20 protein-coding genes are annotated in these 22,248 nt (G+C 60.1%); 12 read left to right on the top strand and 8 right to left on the bottom strand.

The genetic code is table 11. The features are described from left to right. Positions 1-49: 49 nt before the first annotated feature. Positions 50-505 (top strand): YaiI/YqxD family protein, encoded by a 456-nt coding sequence (locus tag KGA96_RS01810; protein ID WP_223511411.1) that lies wholly within the window; start codon positions 50-52, stop codon positions 503-505. A gap of 122 nt (positions 506-627) precedes the next feature. Here the strand turns inward: KGA96_RS01810 and elbB are convergent, their stop codons facing one another. Then, a complete protein-coding gene (gene elbB, locus KGA96_RS01805) occupies positions 628-1,296 on the bottom strand; it encodes an isoprenoid biosynthesis glyoxalase ElbB (protein ID WP_046039031.1) in 669 nt (222 codons plus the stop codon). A 115-nt stretch (positions 1,297-1,411) separates the two neighbouring features. Between elbB and KGA96_RS01800 the strand changes: the two genes are divergently transcribed. Next, a complete protein-coding gene (locus KGA96_RS01800; RefSeq protein WP_223511409.1) occupies positions 1,412-2,647 on the top strand; it encodes a sterol desaturase family protein in 1,236 nt (411 codons plus the stop codon). Here the strand turns inward: KGA96_RS01800 and KGA96_RS01795 are convergent. Further along, on the bottom strand, positions 2,628-3,260 hold the full coding sequence (locus tag KGA96_RS01795; RefSeq protein ID WP_046039034.1) for a DedA family protein: 633 nt from the start codon (positions 3,258-3,260) through the stop codon (positions 2,628-2,630). The genes KGA96_RS01800 and KGA96_RS01795 overlap by 20 nt on opposite strands. Positions 3,261-3,468: 208 nt before the next feature. On the opposite strand from KGA96_RS01795, the gene hemB reads away from it, so the two are divergent. Both hemB and ppk1 read left to right on the top strand, forming a co-directional pair. Further along, positions 3,469-4,482: a porphobilinogen synthase gene (gene hemB / locus KGA96_RS01790; RefSeq protein ID WP_046039035.1), complete on the top strand. Its 1,014-nt coding sequence runs from the start codon at positions 3,469-3,471 to the stop codon at positions 4,480-4,482. Between the two features lie 18 nt (positions 4,483-4,500). Then, positions 4,501-6,723 (top strand): polyphosphate kinase 1, encoded by a 2,223-nt coding sequence (gene ppk1 / locus KGA96_RS01785; RefSeq protein WP_046039036.1) that lies wholly within the window; start codon positions 4,501-4,503, stop codon positions 6,721-6,723. Between the two features lie 222 nt (positions 6,724-6,945). Here the strand turns inward: ppk1 and ppx are convergent, their stop codons facing one another. From ppx to KGA96_RS01760, 5 genes are all read right to left on the bottom strand, one after another. Further along, on the bottom strand, positions 6,946-8,448 hold the full coding sequence (gene ppx, locus KGA96_RS01780; RefSeq protein ID WP_046039038.1) for an exopolyphosphatase: 1,503 nt from the start codon (positions 8,446-8,448) through the stop codon (positions 6,946-6,948). A gap of 171 nt (positions 8,449-8,619) precedes the next feature. Then, positions 8,620-9,357, bottom strand: a complete 738-nt coding sequence (locus KGA96_RS01775; RefSeq protein ID WP_046039039.1) for an amino acid ABC transporter ATP-binding protein — start codon at positions 9,355-9,357, stop codon at positions 8,620-8,622. Further along, the gene (locus KGA96_RS01770; RefSeq protein WP_223465232.1) at positions 9,344-9,994 is read right to left on the bottom strand and encodes an amino acid ABC transporter permease; all 651 of its coding nucleotides are present in this window, start codon (positions 9,992-9,994) and stop codon (positions 9,344-9,346) included. Before KGA96_RS01770 ends, KGA96_RS01775 begins: the two co-directional genes overlap by 14 nt. Beyond that, on the bottom strand, positions 9,991-10,659 hold the full coding sequence (locus KGA96_RS01765) for an amino acid ABC transporter permease (protein ID WP_046039042.1): 669 nt from the start codon (positions 10,657-10,659) through the stop codon (positions 9,991-9,993). Before KGA96_RS01765 ends, KGA96_RS01770 begins: the two co-directional genes overlap by 4 nt. 22 nt (positions 10,660-10,681) lie before the next feature. Then, the gene (locus KGA96_RS01760; protein WP_223465233.1) at positions 10,682-11,467 is read right to left on the bottom strand and encodes a transporter substrate-binding domain-containing protein; all 786 of its coding nucleotides are present in this window, start codon (positions 11,465-11,467) and stop codon (positions 10,682-10,684) included. Between the two features lie 256 nt (positions 11,468-11,723). Here KGA96_RS01760 and KGA96_RS01755 point away from each other — a divergent pair, with 256 nt between their 5' ends. The 7 genes from KGA96_RS01755 (at position 11,724) to KGA96_RS01725 (ending at position 19,961) form a co-directional block, all read left to right on the top strand. Continuing rightward, positions 11,724-12,431 (top strand): FadR/GntR family transcriptional regulator, encoded by a 708-nt coding sequence (locus tag KGA96_RS01755; RefSeq protein WP_046039540.1) that lies wholly within the window; start codon positions 11,724-11,726, stop codon positions 12,429-12,431. Positions 12,432-12,551: 120 nt separating this feature from the next. Beyond that, positions 12,552-12,881: a thioredoxin TrxA gene (gene trxA, locus KGA96_RS01750; RefSeq protein ID WP_003206727.1), complete on the top strand. Its 330-nt coding sequence runs from the start codon at positions 12,552-12,554 to the stop codon at positions 12,879-12,881. A 247-nt stretch (positions 12,882-13,128) separates the two neighbouring features. Then, the gene (rho, locus tag KGA96_RS01745) at positions 13,129-14,388 is read left to right on the top strand and encodes a transcription termination factor Rho (RefSeq protein WP_046039047.1); all 1,260 of its coding nucleotides are present in this window, start codon (positions 13,129-13,131) and stop codon (positions 14,386-14,388) included. Positions 14,389-14,584: 196 nt separating this feature from the next. Then, complete coding sequence (locus KGA96_RS01740; protein ID WP_046039049.1) at positions 14,585-16,582, top strand: acyltransferase family protein; 1,998 nt, start codon at positions 14,585-14,587, stop codon at positions 16,580-16,582. A 69-nt stretch (positions 16,583-16,651) separates the two neighbouring features. Next, positions 16,652-18,118, top strand: coding sequence for a 4-hydroxy-3-polyprenylbenzoate decarboxylase (gene ubiD / locus KGA96_RS01735; RefSeq protein ID WP_223511407.1), 1,467 nt, complete (start codon positions 16,652-16,654; stop codon positions 18,116-18,118). After that, positions 18,118-19,086, top strand: coding sequence for a CDP-6-deoxy-delta-3,4-glucoseen reductase (locus KGA96_RS01730; protein ID WP_046039052.1), 969 nt, complete (start codon positions 18,118-18,120; stop codon positions 19,084-19,086). The genes ubiD and KGA96_RS01730 overlap by 1 nt, the downstream gene beginning before the upstream one ends. Before the next feature lie 206 nt (positions 19,087-19,292). Further along, entirely contained in the window at positions 19,293-19,961 is a 669-nt protein-coding gene (locus tag KGA96_RS01725) for a gamma-glutamylcyclotransferase (protein ID WP_046039054.1), read from the top strand. On the opposite strand, the gene glpT is transcribed toward KGA96_RS01725, so the two are convergent. Continuing rightward, a complete protein-coding gene (gene glpT / locus KGA96_RS01720; protein WP_008048696.1) occupies positions 19,937-21,286 on the bottom strand; it encodes a glycerol-3-phosphate transporter in 1,350 nt (449 codons plus the stop codon). The two genes, KGA96_RS01725 and glpT, sit on opposite strands and share 25 nt — an antisense overlap. A gap of 326 nt (positions 21,287-21,612) precedes the next feature. On the opposite strand from glpT, the gene KGA96_RS01715 reads away from it, so the two are divergent. Continuing rightward, a complete protein-coding gene (locus KGA96_RS01715) occupies positions 21,613-22,227 on the top strand; it encodes an energy transducer TonB (RefSeq protein ID WP_046039056.1) in 615 nt (204 codons plus the stop codon). The last annotated feature ends 21 nt before the right edge of the window (positions 22,228-22,248 follow it).

The raw sequence follows: 22,248 nt of genomic DNA, 5'->3' as shown, positions 1-22,248 counted from the left end.
CTGTGGGAACGTGGCTTGCCCGCGATGCTTTTCAACAGAGGAAAATTCAATGCGTGTGTGGATCGACGCCGACGCCTGTCCGCGGGCAGCCAAGGATCTGGTGGTGAAGTTCGCTCTCAAGCGCCAGTTCGAAGTGGTGCTGGTGGCCGGGCAACCGCAGACCAAACCGGGGCTGGCACTGGTCAAGCTGATCGTGGTGCCGAGCGGACCGGATGCGGCCGATGACTACCTGGTGGAACACGCAGTACCCGGTGAGCTGGTGATCTGCAGCGATGTGCCGCTGGCCGATCGTCTGGTGAAGAAGAGCGTGGCAGCGCTCGATCCACGGGGCAAGGAGTTTGATGCGCAGAACATGGGCGAGCGGCTGGCGGTTCGCAACCTGTTCACTGATTTGCGCGAACAGGGGCAAATGGGCGGTGGACCGGCACCCTTTGGCGACCGTGAGAAGCAGGCGTTCGCCAATGCGCTGGACCGGATTCTCACCCGGCTGGCCCGTAAACTGTAGGAGCGAGCTTGCTCCGGGCGGCGATCCGACGATGGACGTCAACGATGACGAGTGCTGGCTGGATGAACGCGGCGCTCTCACGTCTTTCTCGAGCAAGCTCGCTCCTACAGTTCTGAACAGTGTCAGGCGTCGTTTTCGTGGGTCAGTTCGAGCACGCGGTCGACCAGTTTGTTAATGCCTGAAGCCGCTTCACTGATCGATTGCGCCAGCATATAGGCCGGTGTGCTCACCAGTTTGCGTGCCTTATCCTCGACGATCTCACTGACCGCACAATCGGTATGGGTCGCGCCCATCTTGTTCATCGCGGCAGCCGTGTCGGTGTCGTTGCCAATGGTGCAGATGACGCCAGGGCCGTAGATCTTTGCCGCCAGGGCGGGGGAGATGCACATCAACCCCACCGGTTTGCCGGCCTCGGCAAAGGCTTCGGTCAGTGCCAGGACATCCGGTTGAACGGTGCAGCCGGCGCCTTCGATGGCGAAGTTGGACAGGTTCTTGGCCGAGCCGAAGCCGCCGGGCACGATCAGCGCATCGAACTCATCGATGTTCGCTTCACGGATATCCTTGATGTTGCCCCGGGCAATCCGCGCCGATTCCACCAGCACGTTGCGCGATTCGGGCATTTCTTCGCCGGTCAGGTGGTTGATCACATGCAATTGCGCGATGTTCGGTGCGAAACACTGCACCTGGGCCCCGCGCTGGTCCAGACGCAGCAGGGTGATGACGCTCTCGTGGAGCTCGGCGCCGTCGTACACGCCACAACCGGAAAGGATCACTGCAACTTTTTTGCTCATGGGCTTTTCTCCAGATTCATGGCGTTAAATGTCCACTAATTTGTCCCGCGTTGCCATAGGGTTAATTCGCGGCTGCACATAGCATCTGTCCTCAAGATTCCGATCAGGGCGCGTCATGGACTTCATTCTGTATGCAGTGCCGTTTTTCTTTTTTCTGATAGCCGTCGAGTTGCTGGCGGACCGTTGGCGCGGGGTAAGCAATTATCGGGTGGCGGACGCGATCAACAGCATCAGCACCGGCGTGCTGTCGACCACCACGGGTCTGTTGACCAAGGGTGTGGGACTGGTGACCTACGCCTTTGCCCTCAAGCACCTTGCGCTGTTCGAACTGTCGGCCGACAGCGTCTGGACCTGGGTGTTTGCCTTTGTCTTCTACGATTTCTGCTACTACTGGCTGCATCGCATGGGCCACGAGCGCAACATCCTCTGGGCCGCCCATTCGGTGCATCACCAGAGCGAGGACTACAACCTGTCCACGGCGTTGCGCCAGACCAGTACCGGATTCTTGTTGGGCTGGATCTTCTACCTGCCGATGGCGGTGTCCGGCGTGCCGCTGCTGGTGTTCGTCAGTGTCGCGGCGCTGAACCTGCTGTACCAGTTCTGGGTGCACACCCGGCACATTCCCAAGCTTGGCTGGTTCGAATGGTTCTTTGTCACGCCGTCCAATCATCGGGCCCACCATGCACAGAACGCTCTCTACATGGATCGCAACTACGGCGGTGTGTTCATTATCTGGGACCGTTTGTTCGGTTCGTTCCAGGAAGAAGACGACAACGAGCCGGTGATCTTCGGCGTGACCACGCCGCTGGCGAGCTGGAACCCCGTGTGGGCGAACGTGCAGTTCTATGCGCAGTTGTGGGCCGATGCGCGGCGTGCCGAAAGCACCTGGGACAAGCTACGGATCTGGTTCATGCGCACCGGCTGGCGCCCGGCGGACGTGGCGGCCAGATACCCGATGAACAAGCCGAACCTGAGCCAGTTCCGTAAATTCGAGGTGGCGCTGGACGGGCGTCAGCAGCTCTACGTCCTCTTGCAGTTCTGCGTCTATATCGCGCTGGGCAGTTACCTGATGAATCTTGAACCGAAGCTGCCAGTCGCCGCCCTGGTGTTGGGTTGGGGAGCGGTGGCGTTCGGTCTGTTTGTGCTGGGCGTAGCCCTGGAGAATCGCCCGAGGGCGTTGAAGCTGGAGCTGGTGCGGCTGGCGTCGAACCTGCCATTGGCATGGCTGGCCCCGATGGTGGGGCTGTGGCCGGCCAGCGCGGTGGGCTGGGTCGGCCTGCTCAGCTACAGCCTGTTGAGCGGCGTCGGTCTCTACTGTTGCAGGAACCGCATCACTCGGTTGGCGTCGTAGGGCCTTCGGTGTTGGTCCGCGTAGCTTTCAGGGCTTGTTCGTCGGCGTAGACCTGCTTGGCCAGGCGGGCATTCTTGAAGCGCCGGCGCAGCCACAGCACGAAGCCCAGGACCAGCAGTGCACCGAGCACCCAGAGTTCGTACTTCTTCACACTGCCGAGCATGCCTTCGAGCACTGCGCCGAAATGGTACGCGGCCGCTGCCAGGGCTGCGGCCCAGATCGCTGCACCAATTCCGTTGAGCAGCAGGTAACGGCCCGGCGGATAGCCTGACAGCCCGATGGCCACCGGCATCACCGTGCGTAAACCGTAGACGAAACGGAAGCTCAATACCCAGATGTCCGGATGCTTGCGAATGTGTTCCAGCGCCCGGTCACCCATCATTTGCCAACGCGGCTTGCGCGCTAGCAACTTGCGGCCGTGCTTGCGCCCCAGGAAATACCACAGCTGGTCGCCGGCATAGCTGCCGAAGAAGGCCACGACCACCACCAGGTTGATGTCCATGTATCCACGGAACGCGAGGAAGCCCGCGAGTACCAGAATGGTTTCGCCTTCGAAGAACGTGCCTAGAAAAAGGGCAAAGTAGCCGAAGTCATGCAGAAATTGTTGGAGCATTGTCTGGGTGCTGGCGAAATGAACGCGCAGCCTAACCCTTCGGACACATTCAGGAAAGTGTCCAAATGTGTCTCGACGTGAACATTTCCTACAATGACAATGGAATGCGGCTACCTGTCACAGGGGTGCACACAACTGTAATACGTTCGTCATAATGGCCGCTTATAACTGTCACGCTCGCCCGTAAGCGCGGGCTCAGGAGTCTGCCGTGAGCTTTACCCCCGCCAACCGTTTGTTCCCCGCAACCCGCCTGCGCCGCAATCGTCGTGACGACTTCTCGCGTCGTCTGGTCCGTGAAAACGTCTTGACCGTCGATGACCTGATCCTGCCGGTGTTCGTTCTGGACGGTGAAAACCGTCGCGAAGCGGTGGCTTCGATGCCGGGCGTCGAACGCCTGACCATCGACCTGTTGCTGGAAGAAGCGGCCAAGTGGGTCGAACTGGGGATTCCGGCGCTGGCGCTGTTCCCGGTGACACCCGCGGAACTCAAGTCCCTGGACGCCGCTGAAGCGTGGAACCCCGAAGGTATCGCCCAGCGCGCGACCCGTGCGCTACGTGCACGATTCCCTGAGCTGGGCGTGATCACCGACGTCGCCCTGGACCCGTTCACCACCCACGGCCAGGACGGCATTCTTGATGAAGAAGGCTACGTGCAGAACGACATCACCGTCGACGCACTGGTCAGGCAAGCCCTGTCCCACGCCGAAGCCGGCGCTCAGGTCGTGGCTCCATCGGACATGATGGACGGTCGCATCCAGGCGATCCGCGAAGCCCTCGAAGTGGCCGGTCACGTCAATGTGCGGATCATGGCCTACTCGGCCAAGTACGCCAGTGCCTATTACGGCCCGTTCCGCGATGCGGTCGGTTCGGCGCTGAACCTGGGCAAGGCCAACAAGGCCTCCTATCAGATGGACCCGGCCAACAGCAACGAAGCCCTGCACGAAGTGGCGGCGGACTTGTCAGAAGGTGCAGACATGGTCATGGTCAAGCCGGGCATGCCGTACCTGGACATCCTGTGCCGGGTAAAAGAAGAGTTCAAAGTGCCGACGTTTGTTTATCAAGTCAGCGGCGAATACGCCATGCACATGGCGGCGATCCAGAATGGCTGGTTGAGCGAAGGGGTTATCCTAGAGTCCTTGACCGCTTTCAAACGTGCAGGGGCTGATGGCATCCTGACGTACTTTGCCGTTCGTGCCGCTCAATTGTTACGAGAGCAAAAATAGCCCTCCCAGGAACATTCGATGAATACCGAAGTACTCACTGAAGTTGCCGTAAAAGACGCTCAACCTGTGGTGGAGCAAGTCGAAGAGACCCCGCCGGAGCTGGAGCCAGCTCCGCCCGCGGCGGTCGTCGAAACCGCCGTGACAGCGCCAGTGCTGGCCATTCCCGGCCTGGATGACAGCAGCCTGTACATCCACCGCGAGCTCTCGCAACTGCAGTTCAACATCCGCGTGCTGGAGCAGGCGCTGGACGAGTCCTATCCATTGCTGGAGCGGCTGAAGTTTCTGTTGATCTTCTCCAGCAACCTGGACGAGTTCTTCGAGATTCGTGTCGCCGGCCTCAAGAAGCAGATCACCTTCGCCCGTGAACAGGCCGGCGCCGATGGTCTGCAGCCGCATCAGGCGCTGGCACGCATCAGCGAACTGGTCCACGGTCACGTCGATCGCCAGTACGCGATCCTCAACGACATTCTGTTGCCGGAGCTGGAAAAACATCAGGTCCGCTTCATCCGTCGCCGCAACTGGACGACCAAGCTCAAGACCTGGGTCCGCCGCTATTTCCGTGACGAGATCGCACCGATCATCACCCCGATCGGTCTCGACCCGACGCACCCGTTCCCGTTGCTGGTGAACAAGAGCCTGAACTTCATCGTCGAGCTCGAAGGCATCGACGCCTTTGGCCGCGATTCCGGTCTGGCGATCATCCCGGCGCCACGCCTGCTGCCGCGCATCATCAAGGTGCCGGAAGAAGTCGGCGGCGCTGGCGACAACTATGTATTCCTGTCGTCGATGATCCACGCCCACGCCGATGACCTGTTCCAGGGCATGAAGGTCAAGGGCTGCTACCAGTTCCGCCTGACCCGTAACGCCGACCTGGCGCTGGACTCCGAAGACGTCGAAGACCTGGCCCGCGCCTTGCGCGGCGAACTGTTCTCCCGTCGCTATGGCGATGCGGTGCGTCTGGAAGTGGCCGACACCTGCCCGAAACATCTGTCCGACTACCTGCTCAAGCAATTCAACCTGAGCGAGACGGAGTTGTATCAGGTCAACGGCCCGGTGAACCTGACGCGGCTGTTCAGCATCACCGGCCTGGACAGTCAGCGCGAACTGCAATACCTGCCGTTCACCCCGCAGATTCCGAAACTGCTGCAGAACAGCGAGAATATTTTCAGCGTGATCAGCAAGCAGGACATCCTGCTGCTGCACCCGTTCGAGTCGTTCACCCCGGTGGTCGACCTGCTGCGCCAGGCCGCCAAGGACCCACACGTTCTGGCGGTGCGCCAGACCCTGTACCGTTCTGGCGCCAACTCGGAAATCGTCGATGCGCTGGTGGATGCGGCGCGTAACGGCAAGGAGGTCACGGCGGTGATCGAATTGCGCGCGCGCTTCGACGAAGAGTCCAACCTGCAACTGGCCAGCCGTCTGCAAGCGGCCGGTGCGGTGGTGATCTACGGTGTCGTCGGCTTCAAGACCCACGCCAAGATGATGTTGATTTTGCGGCGCGAAGCCGGCGAGATTGTGCGTTATGCGCACCTCGGCACCGGTAACTACCACGCCGGCAACGCCCGCCTGTATACCGACTACAGCCTGCTGACCTCCGACGACGCCTTGTGCGAAGACGTCGGCAAACTGTTCAGCCAGTTGATCGGCATGGGTAAGACGCTGCGCATGAAGAAACTGCTGCACGCGCCGTTCACCCTGAAAAAGGGCATGCTCGACATGATTGCCCGCGAAACCCAGTTCGCCCTCGACGGCAAACCGGCGCACATCATCGCCAAGTTCAACTCGCTGACCGATCCGAAGATCATCCGCGCGTTGTACAAGGCCAGCCAGTCAGGTGTGCGCATCGATCTGGTGGTGCGTGGCATGTGCTGCCTGCGGCCAGGCATCGCCGGGGTTTCCCATAACATCCACGTGCGTTCGATCATTGGCCGCTTCCTGGAACACACCAGGGTCTTCTACTTCCTCAACGGTGGCGACGAGCTGATGTACCTGTCCAGTGCCGACTGGATGGAACGCAACCTCGACAAGCGCGTCGAGACTTGCTTCCCGGTGGAAGGCAAGAAGCTGATCATGCGGGTCAAGAAAGAACTGGAGTTGTATCTGACTGATAACACCCACAGCTGGAGCCTGCAGTCGGACGGTCGTTACATCCGTAACACACCGACCGGCAACCAGAACCCGCGCAGCGCCCAGGCGACATTGCTGGAGCGTTTGGGTAGTCCGATACTGGCTGTGCGGTAACGCGGATCAGGCAGACAAAAAAAGGGCGATCCAAATGGATCGCCCTTTTTCGTTTTCACTGTATTCCTGTGGCGAGGGAGCTTGCTCCCGTTGGGCTGCGCAGCAGCCCCAAAATCAGTGACCAGATATTTTCTGATTACCTGCAAGCGCGGAGGGGGGGCGCTTCGCACCCCAGCGGGAGCAAGCTCCCTCGCCACAGGGGTTGGCTTCATTTCTGGTGTTTCAGCGAGCGCTCAACACGATATCGACCCGGGTCAGCCATTGCGCTTCGATTTCGAAGTCGGCCTGCGTCAGCTGGTTTTCGTCCAGCCAGTTCTCCGGGAACACCACTTCCAGGCTATTGCCATGGGCGTTCAGTTCCACCTGGGGCATTTGCTGGGTGCCACGGATGTGGTGGAACAGGATCGCAAAGCGCAGCAGCGCGCACAGGCGAATCAGCTTGATGCCGTCGTCGCCGAAATCGGCGAACCTGTCCTTGGGAATATTGCGGCGGTGACCGCGTACCAGCAGCGCGAGCATCAACTGGTCTTCGCGGGAGAACCCGGCGAGGTCCGAGTGCTCGATCAGGTAGGCGCCGTGCTTGTGGTACTGGTAGTGAGCGATGTCCAGACCCACTTCATGGACCTTGGCCGCCCAGCCGAGCAGTTCGCGCCAGACGCCGTCTTCCAGATCCCAGTCCTCGGCCACTTGGTCGAAAGCATGCAGTGCCTTGCGCTCGACCCGTACCGCCTGTTCCTGATCGACGTGGTAGCGCTCCATCAGCGAAGTGAGGGTGCGTTCGCGCACGTCTTCGTGATGATGGCGGCCCAGCAGGTCATAGAGCACGCCTTCGCGCAGGGCGCCTTCGCAGTGATCCATGCGTTGCAGTTCGAGGGAGTCGAAGATCGCTTCGAGGATCGCCAGGCCCGCCGGGAAAATCGCCCGGCGATCCGGTTTGATACCTTCGAAATCGATTTTTTCGACGTCGCCCATCTTGATCAGTTTGCGCTTGAGCCAGGCCAGGCCTTCGGCGTTGACCTCGCCGGTACCATGGCCGCCAGCCTTCAGCGCCAGACCGATGGCGCGGATGGTGCCCGAGGAGCCAATGGCCTCATCCCAGGTCAGGCGGTGCAGGGCGTGCTCGATGCTCATGATCTCCAGCCGCGCCGCGGTGTATGCCTGGGCGTAACGGGCCGGGGTGATCTTGCCGTCCTTGAAATAGCGCTGGGTATAGCTGACGCAACCCATCTGCAGGCTTTCGCGCAGCAGCGGTTCGAAGCGCTGGCCAATGATGAATTCGGTACTGCCGCCGCCGATGTCGGCCACCAGGCGTTTGCCGGGGGTGTCGGCGAGGGTGTGGGACACGCCGAGGTAGATCAGGCGCGCTTCTTCACGGCCGGAAATGACTTCCACCGGGTGGCCGAGAATTTCTTCGGCGCGACGGATGAATTCGGCGCGGTTGCGGGCTTCACGCAAGGCGTTGGTGCCGACGATGCGAACGGCGCCGGTGGGCATACCGCTGATCAGTTGGGCGAAACGCTTGAGGCAGTCGAGGCCGCGTTGCATCGATTCTTCGTTGAGATGGCGCTCTTCGTCGATACCGGCGGCCAGCTGAACCTTCTCCCCGAGACGCTCGAGAATACGGATCTCGCCGTTCTGGGCCTTGGCCACGACCATGTGAAAACTGTTGGAGCCCAGGTCGATTGCGGCGATCAGGGACAGATTCTTGGCTTGGGATTGCGGCATGGTCTGGGGTCTCGGTCGATAACCTCGACATCGTGCCACGATCAAAGGCTGGCGCCAACGCGTAGGAGCTGCCGAAGGCTGCGATCTTTTACCACGGGGGGACCTGCGGCGATGCAAATGGCCTCTTCGCGGGCTTGCCCGCGAAGGTGGCGTCATTAGCACCGATGATCTTCAGCCCGCCGCCTCAACTGTCCCGATGAAATTCGCCAGCTCCGCCGTCTGCGGGTTGGCGAACAACACCTTCGGATCGCCTGTCTCATGCACCTTGCCCTGGTGCATGAACACCAACTTGTCCCCAACCTCCCGGGCGAAGCGCATTTCGTGGGTGACCATGATCAGCGTCATGCCTTCCCTGGCCAGTTGCCGGACCACGCTCAGCACTTCGTTGACCAGTTCCGGGTCCAGCGCCGAGGTGATTTCGTCGCATAGCAAAACCTTCGGCGACATCGCCAGTGCCCGGGCAATCGCCACCCGCTGTTGCTGCCCGCCGGACAGTCGATCAGGGAAAGCATCGAACTTTTCCCCCAGCCCGACCCTTTCCAGCATCTGCCGCGCCAGTTCGGCGGCCTTGGCTTTTGGCACTTTCTGCACCACTTGCGGCGCGAGCATGACGTTCTCGCCGACGGTCAGGTGCGGGAACAGGTTGAACTGCTGGAACACCATCCCGACTTTCTGCCGCAGGCTGCGCAGGTCGGCGCGGGCGGCGTCGAGGTACTCGCCGTCGACTTCGATCACGCCGTCGTTGATCGACTCCAGGCCGTTGAGAGTGCGCAGCAGGGTGGACTTGCCCGAGCCACTACGACCGATGATCGCCACCACCTGGCCTTCCTCGATGCTCAGGTCGATGCCTTTGAGCACATGGTGATCGCCGTAGTATTTATGCAGGGCGGAAATTCTAAGCAGAGGCATGCAGTCTCCTTTCCAGGTAGCGCGCACTGAGCGACAAGGGGTAGCACAGCAGGAAGTAGCCGAGGGCGACGAGGCCGTAGACCATGAACGGTTCGAAGGTGGCGTTGGCGAGCATGCCGCCGGTCTTGGTCAGCTCGGTGAAGCCGATGATCGAGGTCACGGCGGTGCCTTTGACCACTTGCACCGAAAAACCCACGGTCGGCGCCACGGCGATGCGCAGGGCCTGGGGCAGGATCACATAGCGCAATTGTTCCAGCGGGTTCAGCGCCAGGCTCGATGAGGCCTCCCATTGGCCGTTGGGAATCGAATCGACGCAACCGCGCCAGATCTCCGCCAGATAGGCACTGGTGAACAACGTCAGTGCAATCGCCGCCGCCATCCACGGCGAAATCTCTATCCCGGCTAACGCGACGCCGAAAAACACCAGGAACAGCTGCATCAATAGCGGTGTGCCCTGGAACAGTTCGATGTAAGTGCGGGCGAAACTGCGCGGCAGGGATTTGTCCGAGATGCGCATGACCATGATCAGCAAGCCGATCAGCCCGCCGCCAATGAACGCCACCAGCGACAGCGCTAGCGTCCATTGCAGGCCCATGAGCAGGTTGCGCACGATGTCCCAGAGGGTGAAATCGCTCATCGGCTGCTCCTTGCAATGAAGCGGTGGCCAATCCAGTTCAGCAACTGGCGGATCAGCAGCGCCATGCACAGGTACAGCAGCGTGGTCAGGGCGTAGGTTTCAAAGGCGCGGAAGTTGCGCGACTGAATGAAGTTGGCGGCGAAACTCAGCTCTTCGGTGGCGATCTGCGAGCAGACTGCCGAACCGAGCATGACGATAATGATCTGGCTGCTCAGGGCCGGCCAGACTTTGCCCAGTGCCGGCAGCAGCACTACATGGCGAAACGCTTCGAAGCGCGTCATCGCCAGTGCCGCTGCGGCTTCCAGCTGACCCCGGGGAATTGCCTGGATGCCGGCGCGGATGATCTCGGTGGAATAGGCGCCGAGGTTGATGACCATCGCCAGCACCGCCGCCTGCCATTCGGAAATCTGCACGCCCAGGGACGGCAAGCCGAAGAAAATGAAAAATAACTGCACCAGGAATGGCGTGTTGCGGATCAACTCGACATAGACCGCGAAAATCCCCGCGAAAGGCCGGATGTTCCACGCCCGCACCAGCGCCCCGACGATGCCCAGCCCCACGCCGAGCACAGCGCCGATGGCGGTCAGCTCAAGGGTGAACAACGCACCGCGCAGCAACAGGTCGGTGTTGTTCACCACCGGCAGGAAATCGAACTGATAAGCCATAAAACGTCTCCAGCGCGCCGAATCAGAGATCGGCCGGCAGCGGCTCTTTCAGCCAGGTCAGGGCGTTCTTTTCCAGCGCGCCGTCAGTCTTGGCGGTCACGAGGATCTGGTTGACCTTGTCCAGCAGCGCCGGCTCGTTCTTGTTGACGCCGACGTAGACCGGCGAATCCTTGAGCTTCACTTTCAGCGCGGGCACCCGTTTCGGGCTCTTTTCGCTGATGGCAACCATCACCACGTTGCCGCTGGCGATCAGGTCGACTTGCCCGGCCAGGTACGCGGCAATGGTCGAGTTGTTGTCTTCGAAACGCTTGATGGTCACGCCTTCGGGGGCGACCTTGGTCAGCTCGATGTCTTCGATGGCACCACGGGTGACGCTGATGGTTTTGCCCTTGAGATCGTCCAGGCCCTTGATGTCGGCGTCTGGCGGACCGAACACGGCGAGGTAGAACGGTGCGTAGGCGCGGGAGAAGTCGATGACTTTTTCGCGCTCCGGGTTCTTGCCGAGGCTGGAGATCACCAGGTCGACCTTGCCGGTGGTGAGGAACGGGATGCGGTTGGTGCTGTTGACCGGGGTCAGTTCGAGCTTGACCTTGAGCTGATCGGCCAGCAGTTTTGCGGTGTCGATATCGAGGCCACGGGGTTTCATGTCCGGGCCGACCGAGCCGAACGGCGGGAAGTCCTGGGGCACGGCGACCTTGAGGACGCCGCGCTTGACCACATCCTCCAGACCGTCGGCATGGGCGGGTGCCTGGCTCAGCATCAGGCTGGCGAACAAGGCTGCGAGGAGGGTGCTGTAACGCTGGGTCATGGCAAATCTCCGGATCGGCAAGAAGTGATTTCTGTGGATCGACAGAGCATGGGCCATGCCAACATGGGGTTTTGAGGGCGCCAGGGCGCGGTTTTGCTGGCGTCGCACGGTCTTACTGGTCTGAACAGTCAGGTTGCGTTTCGCACCCCGATGGCGCAGCCGTGAAAATCACCGAACCCCCATGGGGCACGACTTGCCGGGCGTCGCGAATAGCTTTACAACTGAGCGCACATTGGCCTGGTTCGTCTGGAAAACCATGAACTCGATCTCCCGCGCCGTACCTGAAGTGGCGCTGCAAGCCATCCGCAAACTGATTACCGAACAGGGCTTCGGGCCTGGGGATGCCTTGCCCTCGCAACGGGACCTGGCGGTGCAATTGGGGGTCAGTCGGGCGTCGTTGCGCGAGGCGTTGTCATCGCTGAGTGCGCTGGGCGTCATCAGCATCCAGCCGGGTAAAGGCGTGTTCGTGCAATCGCCGGTGGAGTTGCCGCGAGGCGATGCGGCGCCGGGCTGGCCGTTCGCGGCGCAGGCTTCGCCGCTGGACATCTTTCAACTGCGCTATGCGCTGGAGGGGTTTGCTGCGGGGTTGGCGGCCGTAACCTTGAGCACCGACGAACTCGATGTGCTGGAAGACAATGTCGCCGCCATGCGTAACGAGCTCAAGTCCGGCGACTTCGAAGCCGCGGCCCGCCTGGATTTCGAATTCCACCGCCGCATCCTGCTGGCCAGCGGCAATCAGGCGATGCTGAGCATCCTGACCGCCAGCGCCGACATCTTCCTGGAAAGCCAGAAGCTACCGTTCATCCGGGTCGAGCGGGCCATGGAAACCTGGCAGGAACACCGCAAAATCCTTCGTGCGCTGGCTCGCCGGGCGTCTGGCGCCGCGCAAAAGGCCATGCAAGAGCACGTACGCAATGCCGCGTTGCGCACCGGAATCGCGTTCATCGCTCCCGTCACTTCATGACCTGAGCTATACCCAAACTCATGAATCACCATAGCGAGACTCAATCATCTGCACCTTCCTGAACGAGGGAAGGACCGCTATGATGGGCCACGTTTTTTTGCTTACAACCTGGAGAATTCCATGAGCAGCGATCTTATCAAACACGTTAGCGACGCTAGCTTCGAGGCCGACGTACTCAAGGCCGAAGGCGCTGTACTGGTCGACTACTGGGCTGAATGGTGCGGCCCTTGCAAAATGATCGCTCCGGTTCTGGACGAAATTGCCGAGACTTACAAAGGCAAGCTGACCGTTGCCAAGCTGAACATCGACGAAAACCAGGAAACCCCGGCCAAGCACGGCGTGCGCGGTATCCCGACCCTGATGCTGTTCAAGAACGGCAACGTTGAAGCGACCAAGGTCGGCGCACTGTCGAAGTCGCAACTGGCTGCCTTCCTCGACGCCAACATCTAAGCGTCGCTGCAAAGTGTCCTGAAAAAGCCCCGCAAATAGCGGGGCTTTTTGCGTATTCAGGGCTAGACGCTCCTAAACTCAGGTGTTACATTCGGCCCCGCACTGGTTTCTCCATTGCCCCCTGCTAGCCGTCGCCGACGCACTCCTTTTCGAATAAGTACGCGATCCTGTCGCCTTCTCTGCGGCGCGGCCTCATTAAGCCAAAAGCTTAATTTCCCCCCTCCATAAATGATTACGTCATTCCTATATGAATCTGACTGAACTCAAGCAAAAGCCGATTACCGAACTGCTCGAATTGGCCGAACAGATGGGCATAGAAAATATGGCCCGTTCGCGCAAGCAGGACGTGATTTTCTCCCTGCTCAAGAAGCACGCGAAAAGCGGTGAGGAAATCTCCGGTGATGGCGTGCTGGAGATTCTCCAGGACGGCTTCGGCTTCCTGCGCTCCGCTGACGCTTCCTATCTCGCCGGCCCAGACGATATCTACGTCTCGCCGAGCCAGATCCGTCGTTTCAACTTGCGCACCGGTGACACCATCGTTGGCAAGATCCGCCCTCCAAAGGAAGGCGAGCGTTATTTCGCGCTGCTCAAGGTCGACACGATCAACTACGACCGTCCGGAAAACGCGAAAAACAAGATTCTCTTCGAGAACCTGACCCCGCTGTTCCCGACCGTGCGCATGAAAATGGAAGCCGGTAACGGTTCCACCGAAGACTTGACCGGTCGAGTCATCGACCTGTGCGCCCCGATCGGTAAAGGCCAGCGCGGTCTGATCGTTGCACCGCCGAAAGCGGGCAAGACGATCATGCTGCAGAACATTGCCGCGAATATCGCCCGTAACAACCCTGAAGTTCACCTGATCGTGCTGCTGATCGACGAACGTCCGGAAGAAGTAACCGAAATGCAGCGCACCGTGCGCGGCGAAGTGGTTGCCTCGACGTTCGACGAGCCGCCAACCCGCCACGTGCAGGTTGCCGAAATGGTGATCGAGAAGGCCAAGCGCCTGGTCGAGCACAAGAAAGACGTGGTGATCCTGCTCGACTCCATCACCCGTCTGGCTCGTGCCTACAACACCGTGATCCCGAGCTCCGGCAAGGTACTGACCGGTGGTGTCGATGCCCACGCCCTGGAGAAACCGAAGCGTTTCTTCGGCGCCGCGCGGAACATCGAAGAAGGCGGCTCGCTGACCATCATCGCCACCGCGCTGGTTGAAACCGGCTCGAAGATGGACGAAGTGATCTACGAGGAATTCAAAGGCACCGGCAACATGGAGCTGCCGCTGGATCGCCGTATCGCTGAAAAGCGCGTCTTCCCGGCCATCAACATCAACCGTTCCGGCACCCGCCGCGAAGAGTTGCTGACTGCCGACGACGAGCTGCAGCGCATGTGGATCCTGCGCAAGCTGCTGCACCCGATGGATGAAGTAGCTGCCATCGAGTTCCTGGTCGACAAGCTGAAAACGACCAAGACCAACGACGAATTCTTCCTGTCGATGAAGCGCAAGTAACATCGTCCGTTGAGTTCAAGAGAATGGCGTCCCGGTGGGGCGCCATTTTTTTGCCTGCAATTTTTTGCCCGGGCCATGGGATGTTTTTGATTGGCCAGGGTCAGTTGCTTGGCACTTCAACCAGCCGCGTTTGCAGTCATCGTCCGGGGACGATGCTCAAACGCGCTGAAAACAACGATCTGACTGGTTTATGTTTATGAGCACACTGGCTTATCGAAGGGATATCGACGGCTTGCGCGCGGTGGCGGTGATTGCTGTCGTGCTGTTTCATTTTGGCGTTCCCGGATTTACCGGCGGCTTTGTCGGCGTGGATGTGTTTTTCGTGATTTCCGGTTACCTGATCACCTCGATCATCTGGAATCAGCGCCAGGCCGGGCAATTCAGCTTCGTCGATTTCTGGGTCCGGCGTGCACGGCGGATTTTGCCGGCATTGTTCGCGATGATCATCGCGGTGCTGGCGGTCGGCTGGTTTTTGCTGGCACCGAAGGATTACGACGAGCTGGGGCGATCGGTGCGTTACCAGGTGATGTTTGTGTCCAACATCCTGTTCATGCGCCAGGACGGCTATTTCGATGTCGCCTCCGACCTGAAGCCCCTGCTGCACACCTGGTCGCTGGCGGTGGAGGAACAGTTTTACATCGTCTTCCCGTTGCTGCTGACACTGCTGTCGAGCCGTCTCAGGCATTGGCGACTGGCGCTGTTCGGCGTATTGCTGCTGTCCTTTGGCTTGAGCGTGTGGGCCGTCGCCCATCATCCGGAAAAAGCCTTCTTCCTGCTGCCGATGCGTGCGTGGGAACTGTTGGCCGGTGCGATGCTGGCGGTAGCGCCCAAGTCTGCATGGCGTCTCAAGCCGATGGCGGCGCAGTGGCTGAGCCTGCTCGGCATGGTGCTGATACTGTTGGCGGTGTTCGGTTATGACAAGGCCACGCCATTCCCGGGCGTCGCGGCGTTGCTTCCGGTGCTTGGTGTGGTGCTGCTGATTCTGGCCAACGGTCATCGTGAAACCTGGGCTGGTCAGTTTTTGAGCAGTCGGGTGATGGTCGGCCTCGGCCTGGTTTCTTATTCCTGGTACCTGTGGCACTGGCCGGTGTTCGTATTCTCCAGCTATGCCAGCGTCGGTGAACCGAGTGCTTTCGACAGTGCCGGGTTGATTCTGCTGACGCTGTTGCTGGGTTATCTGTCCTGGAAATTCGTCGAAACCCCGTTTCGTGAGCGTCGCCTGCTCGCCGGACGCCGACAGGTTCTGCTCGCCGGCGCCTGCGGTATCCTGCTGCTCGGCCTGGCCGGGCAAACCTTGCGATGGACCGACGGCTTGCCGTGGCGTCTGTCTGACCAGGTCCTGCAATACGCAAAGGGTCGCGAATGGCGGCCGGAGCTGATGGCCTGCCTGGCCGATGACAAGACGCCGGATGACAAGTTGTTCTGCCGTTATGGCGCACAAAATCGCCTGCCCCCAGCGCTTGTCTGGGGCGATAGTCATGCCACGGCATTGATCCCGGTTTTCGACGAGGGTGCCAAGGCCCATGGCGTCAACGTGATCCTGGCCAGTTCTCCCGGTTGTGTGCCAGTCGATGGCCTGGAGCACGATGCGCGTTGTGCGCGGTTCAATCGGCGGGTTGAACAGGCCTTGGAGTCGCAAGCCGTCAGCGATGTGGTGTTGGTGGCGCACTGGAGCCTGTACCTCTATGGCGACGGCAAAGGCGATCTTGGTCACGCTCTGAAAAGCGCTGACGGGCACTACGACCGTGCCAGTGCCGAACAGCGTCTGGCCGATGGCTTGCGTAACCGGGTCGCGCAATTGCGTGCCGGCGGACATCGGGTCTGGCTGGTAAAAGAGGTGCCGTTGCAGCCCTTCAGCCCACCGTATCGCCTCACACGTCTGGCAATGCTGGACCGTCCGGTCGACGATGTTGGGCTGGCGCTCGCAGAGCACCACAAGCGCCAGGCATTCATCAGTCAATTGTTCGCACAACTGGCGCAAGACCCGGCGGTACGGGTGGTGGACCCGGCGCCGAGGTTATGTGACGCGAGCGGCCTGTGCCGCGCCGAACGCGGCGGCTACTCGTTGTACACCGATGACAATCACCTCTCGGAAGTCGGTGCGCGGTTCGTGGCGCCGATCCTCGAACCGCTGTTTGTCAGTCTGCAAGCCGGGGCAAACCCGGGGAAACCGCAGGTGAATGCATCCAGATAAGCAGCGATAAGCTGCCAGCGGCCGGCAGAGCAGGTAGGATGTACGCCTATTTTTCGGGTGCCATCATCAATGAAATTCAAGGATCTTCGGGATTTCGTGCAGCAGCTTGAGCAGCGCGGAGAGTTGAAACGCATCCAGATCCCCGTCTCTCCAGTGCTGGAGATGACCGAGGTGTGTGATCGCACGCTGCGTGCCAAAGGCCCGGCGCTGTTGTTCGAAAAGCCGACAGGCTATGACATCCCGGTGCTCGGCAACCTGTTCGGCACCCCCGAGCGGGTCGCCATGGGCATGGGTGCCGAGTCGGTCAGCGAGCTGCGCGAGATCGGCAAGCTGCTGGCGTTCCTCAAGGAACCCGAGCCGCCGAAGGGCCTGAAGGATGCCTGGTCCAAGCTGCCGATCTTCCGCAAGATCATTTCGATGGCGCCGAAAGTCGTCAAGGACGCGGTGTGCCAGGAAGTGGTCATCGAGGGTGACGACGTCGACCTGGCCATGTTGCCGGTGCAGACTTGCTGGCCGGGCGACGTCGGTCCTCTGATCACCTGGGGCCTGACCGTCACCAAAGGCCCGAACAAGGATCGCCAGAACCTCGGCATCTACCGTCAGCAGGTGATTGGTCGCAACAAGGTCATCATGCGCTGGCTGAGCCACCGTGGCGGCGCGCTGGATTACCGCGAGTGGTGCGAAAAGCACCCAGGCCAGCCGTTCCCGGTTTCCGTGGCACTGGGCGCTGACCCGGCGACCATCCTCGGTGCCGTGACCCCGGTGCCCGACAGCCTTTCCGAATACGCCTTCGCAGGTCTGCTGCGCGGTAACCGCACCGAGCTGGTGAAGTGCTGTGGCAACGACCTGCAAGTGCCGGCCACCGCCGAAATCATCCTCGAAGGCGTGATCCATCCGGGCGAGATGGCCGATGAAGGCCCGTACGGCGACCACACCGGATACTACAACGAAGTCGACAGCTTCCCGGTGTTCACCGTCGAGCGCATCACCCACCGGATCAAACCGATCTACCACAGCACCTACACCGGCCGTCCACCGGATGAGCCGGCGATCCTCGGCGTGGCATTGAACGAAGTGTTCGTGCCGATCCTGCAGAAGCAGTTTCCGGAGATCACCGATTTCTACCTGCCGCCCGAAGGTTGCTCGTACCGCATGGCCATCGTGACCATGAAGAAGTCGTATCCGGGCCACGCCAAGCGGGTAATGCTGGGTGTCTGGTCGTTTTTGCGACAGTTCATGTACACCAAGTTCGTTATCGTCACCGACGACGATATCAACGCCCGGGACTGGAACGACGTGATCTGGGCCATCACCACGCGCATGGACCCCAAGCGCGACACGGTGATGATCGACAACACGCCGATCGACTACCTCGACTTCGCCTCGCCGGTGTCCGGCCTGGGGTCGAAAATGGGCCTTGATGCCACGCATAAATGGCCGGGCGAAACTACCCGTGAATGGGGTCGGGTCATCGTCAAGGACGATGCCGTGACCCAGCGGATCGATGCCATCTGGAATCAGTTAGGAATAGATTGATGCGTGTAACCTTGCAGCCCTCCGGAGCAATGCTTGAGATATTGCCCGGCGAGCGGATTCTCGATGGCGCACGACGTCTGGGCTACGAATGCCCGCAAAGCTGCCGCAACGGCAATTGCCACGTGTGCGCGGCGCTGCTGGTGGAAGGCCGGGTCGAGCAGGCTGGCAATGTGCGTGACCATGGCGAGTTCTACACTTGCATAGCGGAGCCGCTGGAAGACTGCATCGTGCTGTGGGATGGCGTGCTCGCGCTGGGAGAACTGCCGGTGCGCAGCGTGTCGTGTCAGGTCATTGAGTGCAAGGAGGTGGGGGGCGACACCTGGCGCGTACGTCTGCGGGCTCCGGCCGGCAAACCGCCGCGCTACCACGCCGGTCAGTACCTGATGATCGAGCGCGAGAATGGCGAAAAGTCCGCATTCTCCCTCGCCTCGGCACCGCATGCGGGGCGCGACCTGGAAATCCACGTACTGGCGCGCGAATCCAGTGCGTTGAGCCTGATCGAACAGCTCCAGCGCAACAGCATGGTGCGGGTCGAGTTGCCGTTTGGCGATACCCACCTGGAGGAGTTGCCGGACGGTCCTCTCGTGCTGATCGCCGCTGGTACCGGCATGGGCCAGGTCCACGGCCTGATCGAACATTGCCGGGCCACGGGTTTCAAGCATCCGGTACATTTGTATTGGGGCGTGCGTCGTCCGGAAGACTTTTATCAAGTCGAACATTGGGACGAATGGCTGAAGCTGCCCAACCTGTTCCTGCACAAGGTCGTCAGCGATCAATGCGGTTGGGAAGGGCGGTGCGGCATGTTGCATGAAGCGGTCTGTGAAGACTTCCCTGACCTCAAGCCGCTGCATGTTTACGCCAGTGGCTCTCCAGCCATGGTCTACGGCACGCTGGATGCGCTGGTGGAAGCGGGGATGGACGCTCATCAGATGCGTGCCGACGTTTTTGCGTATGCGCCGCGCTCTTGAGCCGCGCTCTTTCGTTATAACTCTATATATAGCCAATCGGCATTTATAAACTTTTATAAACGCCGGTAGGTTATATGTCATTCAGGCATTTAAATAAGTACGGTGCCATGGCATTCAAATTGCCTTAAAACTTATGTGCCTTATTGTTACAGCTGTGCGTTCTATTAAGTAATTCTTCACCCGCGGGGAGCTGAACGCTATTCGCCATGAGCGCCATTGAATCCGCTTTTTTGAATCTGGCTTACCCTCCGCGGCTCGATCTGGGACCGCAGCTCACTCACGAACAATTGCTCAGCTCGATGCAATCGACCATGGCGCGCCACAAGGGTGGGCCGGTCTGGCTGTTTGCGTATGGTTCGCTGATCTGGCGCCCTGAATGCACGGCGGTTGAGCGGGTTCGCGGCCGGGTGCATGGCTATCATCGCGGGTTGTACCTGTGGTCCCACGAACATCGCGGCACACCGGAAATGCCCGGCCTGGTGTTTGGCCTGGATCGCGGCGGCTCTTGCAGCGGTTTCGCCTATCGCTTGCCCGAAGAGCAACTCGAAGCCTCGCTCTACGCACTTTGGCAGCGCGAGATGCCTTTCCCTTCCTACCGCCCGCACTGGCTAAACTGCCGTCTCGAAGATGGCAGCCAGGTTCAGGCATTGGGATTCGTTCTGGAACGGCACCTGCCCAGCTATGCCGGCAACTTGCCGGACCATGTGCTGAGCCATGTGTTCGAAAACGCCTGCGGGCGCTACGGCACCACTCGCGATTATGTCGAGCAGACCGCGCACGCCCTGCGCAGCCACGCCATGCCAGACCGGAATCTGGAGGCGCGGCTCAAGCGTTGTAAATCAACGGCCGTTCAAGCGAGTGCTTCGCGGCCCTGACTGGCGATTTGTTTGTGCCGTAGTGTCGGGGCCAGGAAGGCCATCGCCAGCAGGCAGGCGCCGACCAGCAACACGAAACCGCCGTCCCAACCGAAATGGTCCACGGTGTAGCCCATCGCTGCACTGGCCGCGACCGAACCGCCCAAGTAACCGAACAGACCGGTAAAGCCCGCCGCCGTACCGGCAGCTTTCTTCGGTGCCAGTTCCAGCGCCTGCAAGCCGATCAGCATCACCGGGCCGTAGATCAGGAAGCCAATGGAAAGCAGCGCGATCATGTCGACCATCGGATTGCCGGCCGGGTTGAGCCAGTAAACCAGCGTCGCAACCGTCACCAATGCCATGAACACCATGCCGGTCAGGCCACGGTTGCCACGGAAGATCTTGTCCGACATCCAGCCGCACAGCAGCGTGCCCGGGATACCTGCCCACTCGTAGAAGAAGTACGCCCACGAGGTTTTATCCACAGTGAAACCCTTGGCTTCCTTGAGGTAGGTCGGCGCCCAGTCCAGCACGCCGTAGCGCAGCAGATAGACAAAGACGTTGGCCAGGGCGATGTACCAGAGCATTTTGTTGCGCAGCACGTATTTGACGAAGATTTCCTTGGCGCTGAATTCCTCTTCGTGGCTGGCGTCGTAGCCTTCCGGGTAGTCGTTCTTGTATTGCTCGATCGGCGGCAGGCCAACCGATTGCGGGGTATCGCGCATGGTTACAAAGGCAAACACCGCTACCGCCAGCGCCACGGCTGCCGGCACATAGAACGCGGCGTGCCAGTCATTGAACAGGCCCATGCCGATCAGGAACAACGGACCAATCAGGCCACCGCCGACGTTGTGTGCCACGTTCCACACGGACACCACGCCGCCACGTTCCTTCTGCGACCACCAGTGCACCATGGTCCGGCCACTCGGCGGCCAACCCATGCCCTGCGCCCAGCCATTGATGAACAGCAGGATGAACATCATGGTCACGCTGGACGTCGCCCAGGGCGCGAAACCGAAAATGAACATCACCCCAGCCGACACCAGAAGGCCGAACGGCAGGAAGAAACGCGGGTTGGAACGGTCGGACACCAAGCCCATCAGAAACTTCGACAGACCGTAGGCAATCGCGATGGCGGACATCGCCAGGCCCAACTGACCACGGGAGTAGCCCTCGTCGATCAGGTACGGCATGGCCAGGGAGAAGTTCTTTCGCAGCAGGTAGTAACCGGCATAGCCAATGAAGATGCCGGCGAAAATCTGCCAGCGAAGGCGTCGGTAGGTGCTGTCTATTTTTTCTTCAGGCAATGGAGCCTGATGTGCGGCAGGACGAAAGAAAGCAAACATTCAAGAGCTCCAAATTTCTTGTTTTGACTGCGGATACGAATGTTACAGTTTCGTTACCGAAAATAGCACTGGTTCTCATCGGCAAAACAGCGGAAATGTTGGATATCGCGCGTTCCTTTATGAGCGTGTCGCTCAGATGTAAGCGAGGGGCGTTGTAGGAAGCGTTACCTGTTTAGTTGGCAGGCGCGTGGTGTACCTGAAATAGGGCAGGCCTTTAGGAAAGGTCCTTCGTTTAAAGCAGAAGTCATGGCGTTATGCCGAATGCCCTGGCGCTTTAACCTTTGTACTGTTGCCAGGTCTGGCGTTGCAGGCGAAGGGAGAGGGACATGCGGTGGTGGGTATGTGTGCTTTTGTTGGTGGCGTCCATGGATGTCAGGGCCGGGGAGGTGTTCCTGATACCCGAGCATAATCCGAAGCCGGTTTATCCGGTGGCGCTGCATCGGGCGGGTGTCACCGGCATGGTGCGTGTCAGCATGACTGTGAAGGCCGATGGATCAGTCAGTAATGCCGTGATTGCGCAAAGTGCACATCCCGAACTCGAAGAGGCATCATTGGCTGCAGTCAACCAATGGCGATTCAAGCCGTGGACAATTACCGAGGATCAACCTGCGCAAATCATCGTGGTCGCACCCATGGAATACAGGCTGGACAGAGAACATCCCTTCCACGTCAACAAGGAATTGGAGCGGCTGAAATGCAGTGCTATCGCACGGGCATCGCGGAACATCGCCGATTCCTCGTGGGTGGACCTGCCGGTTTTCAGCTGGACCCGCAGTTACCTGACGCACTCCCTTTCACCGACGCAATTGCCGGAGGAGAAGCGTCTGGCGCTGATTGCCAAGCTCAATAAAAGCGTCCCATCAATAGTCAGGCGCTGTAATACCTATCCCGCGGGCCGATACGTACGGTTTCTTCCAGAAGAGATAAGAGTGCTGTTATGACAAAAAAGCGCGGCAGCGTGA

This window comes from Pseudomonas sp. GL-R-26, assembly GCF_019947365.1.
Classification (GTDB): Bacteria; Pseudomonadota; Gammaproteobacteria; order Pseudomonadales; family Pseudomonadaceae; genus Aquipseudomonas.
This window is presented reverse-complemented; position numbering and strand designations above follow the sequence as displayed.

Bases quoted from the DNA above. Each gene is read 5' to 3' on its own strand.
- KGA96_RS01715 (WP_046039056.1), top strand. From the start codon at position 21,613: ATGCGGTGGTGGGTATGTGTGCTTTTGTTGGTGGCGTCCATGGATGTC.
- KGA96_RS01765 (WP_046039042.1), bottom strand. From the start codon at position 10,659: ATGGCTTATCAGTTCGATTTCCTGCCGGTGGTGAACAACACCGACCTG.
- rho (WP_046039047.1), top strand. From the start codon at position 13,129: ATGAATCTGACTGAACTCAAGCAAAAGCCGATTACCGAACTGCTCGAA.
- KGA96_RS01810 (WP_223511411.1), top strand. From the start codon at position 50: ATGCGTGTGTGGATCGACGCCGACGCCTGTCCGCGGGCAGCCAAGGAT.
- KGA96_RS01740 (WP_046039049.1), top strand. From the start codon at position 14,585: ATGAGCACACTGGCTTATCGAAGGGATATCGACGGCTTGCGCGCGGTG.
- ubiD (WP_223511407.1), top strand. From the start codon at position 16,652: ATGAAATTCAAGGATCTTCGGGATTTCGTGCAGCAGCTTGAGCAGCGC.
- KGA96_RS01760 (WP_223465233.1), bottom strand. From the start codon at position 11,467: ATGACCCAGCGTTACAGCACCCTCCTCGCAGCCTTGTTCGCCAGCCTG.
- elbB (WP_046039031.1), bottom strand. From the start codon at position 1,296: ATGAGCAAAAAAGTTGCAGTGATCCTTTCCGGTTGTGGCGTGTACGAC.
- KGA96_RS01795 (WP_046039034.1), bottom strand. From the start codon at position 3,260: ATGCTCCAACAATTTCTGCATGACTTCGGCTACTTTGCCCTTTTTCTA.
- KGA96_RS01775 (WP_046039039.1), bottom strand. From the start codon at position 9,357: ATGCCTCTGCTTAGAATTTCCGCCCTGCATAAATACTACGGCGATCAC.
- KGA96_RS01725 (WP_046039054.1), top strand. From the start codon at position 19,293: ATGAGCGCCATTGAATCCGCTTTTTTGAATCTGGCTTACCCTCCGCGG.
- ppk1 (WP_046039036.1), top strand. From the start codon at position 4,501: ATGAATACCGAAGTACTCACTGAAGTTGCCGTAAAAGACGCTCAACCT.
- KGA96_RS01800 (WP_223511409.1), top strand. From the start codon at position 1,412: ATGGACTTCATTCTGTATGCAGTGCCGTTTTTCTTTTTTCTGATAGCC.
- glpT (WP_008048696.1), bottom strand. From the start codon at position 21,286: ATGTTTGCTTTCTTTCGTCCTGCCGCACATCAGGCTCCATTGCCTGAA.
- ppx (WP_046039038.1), bottom strand. From the start codon at position 8,448: ATGCCGCAATCCCAAGCCAAGAATCTGTCCCTGATCGCCGCAATCGAC.
- KGA96_RS01755 (WP_046039540.1), top strand. From the start codon at position 11,724: ATGAACTCGATCTCCCGCGCCGTACCTGAAGTGGCGCTGCAAGCCATC.
- KGA96_RS01770 (WP_223465232.1), bottom strand. From the start codon at position 9,994: ATGAGCGATTTCACCCTCTGGGACATCGTGCGCAACCTGCTCATGGGC.
- trxA (WP_003206727.1), top strand. From the start codon at position 12,552: ATGAGCAGCGATCTTATCAAACACGTTAGCGACGCTAGCTTCGAGGCC.
- KGA96_RS01730 (WP_046039052.1), top strand. From the start codon at position 18,118: ATGCGTGTAACCTTGCAGCCCTCCGGAGCAATGCTTGAGATATTGCCC.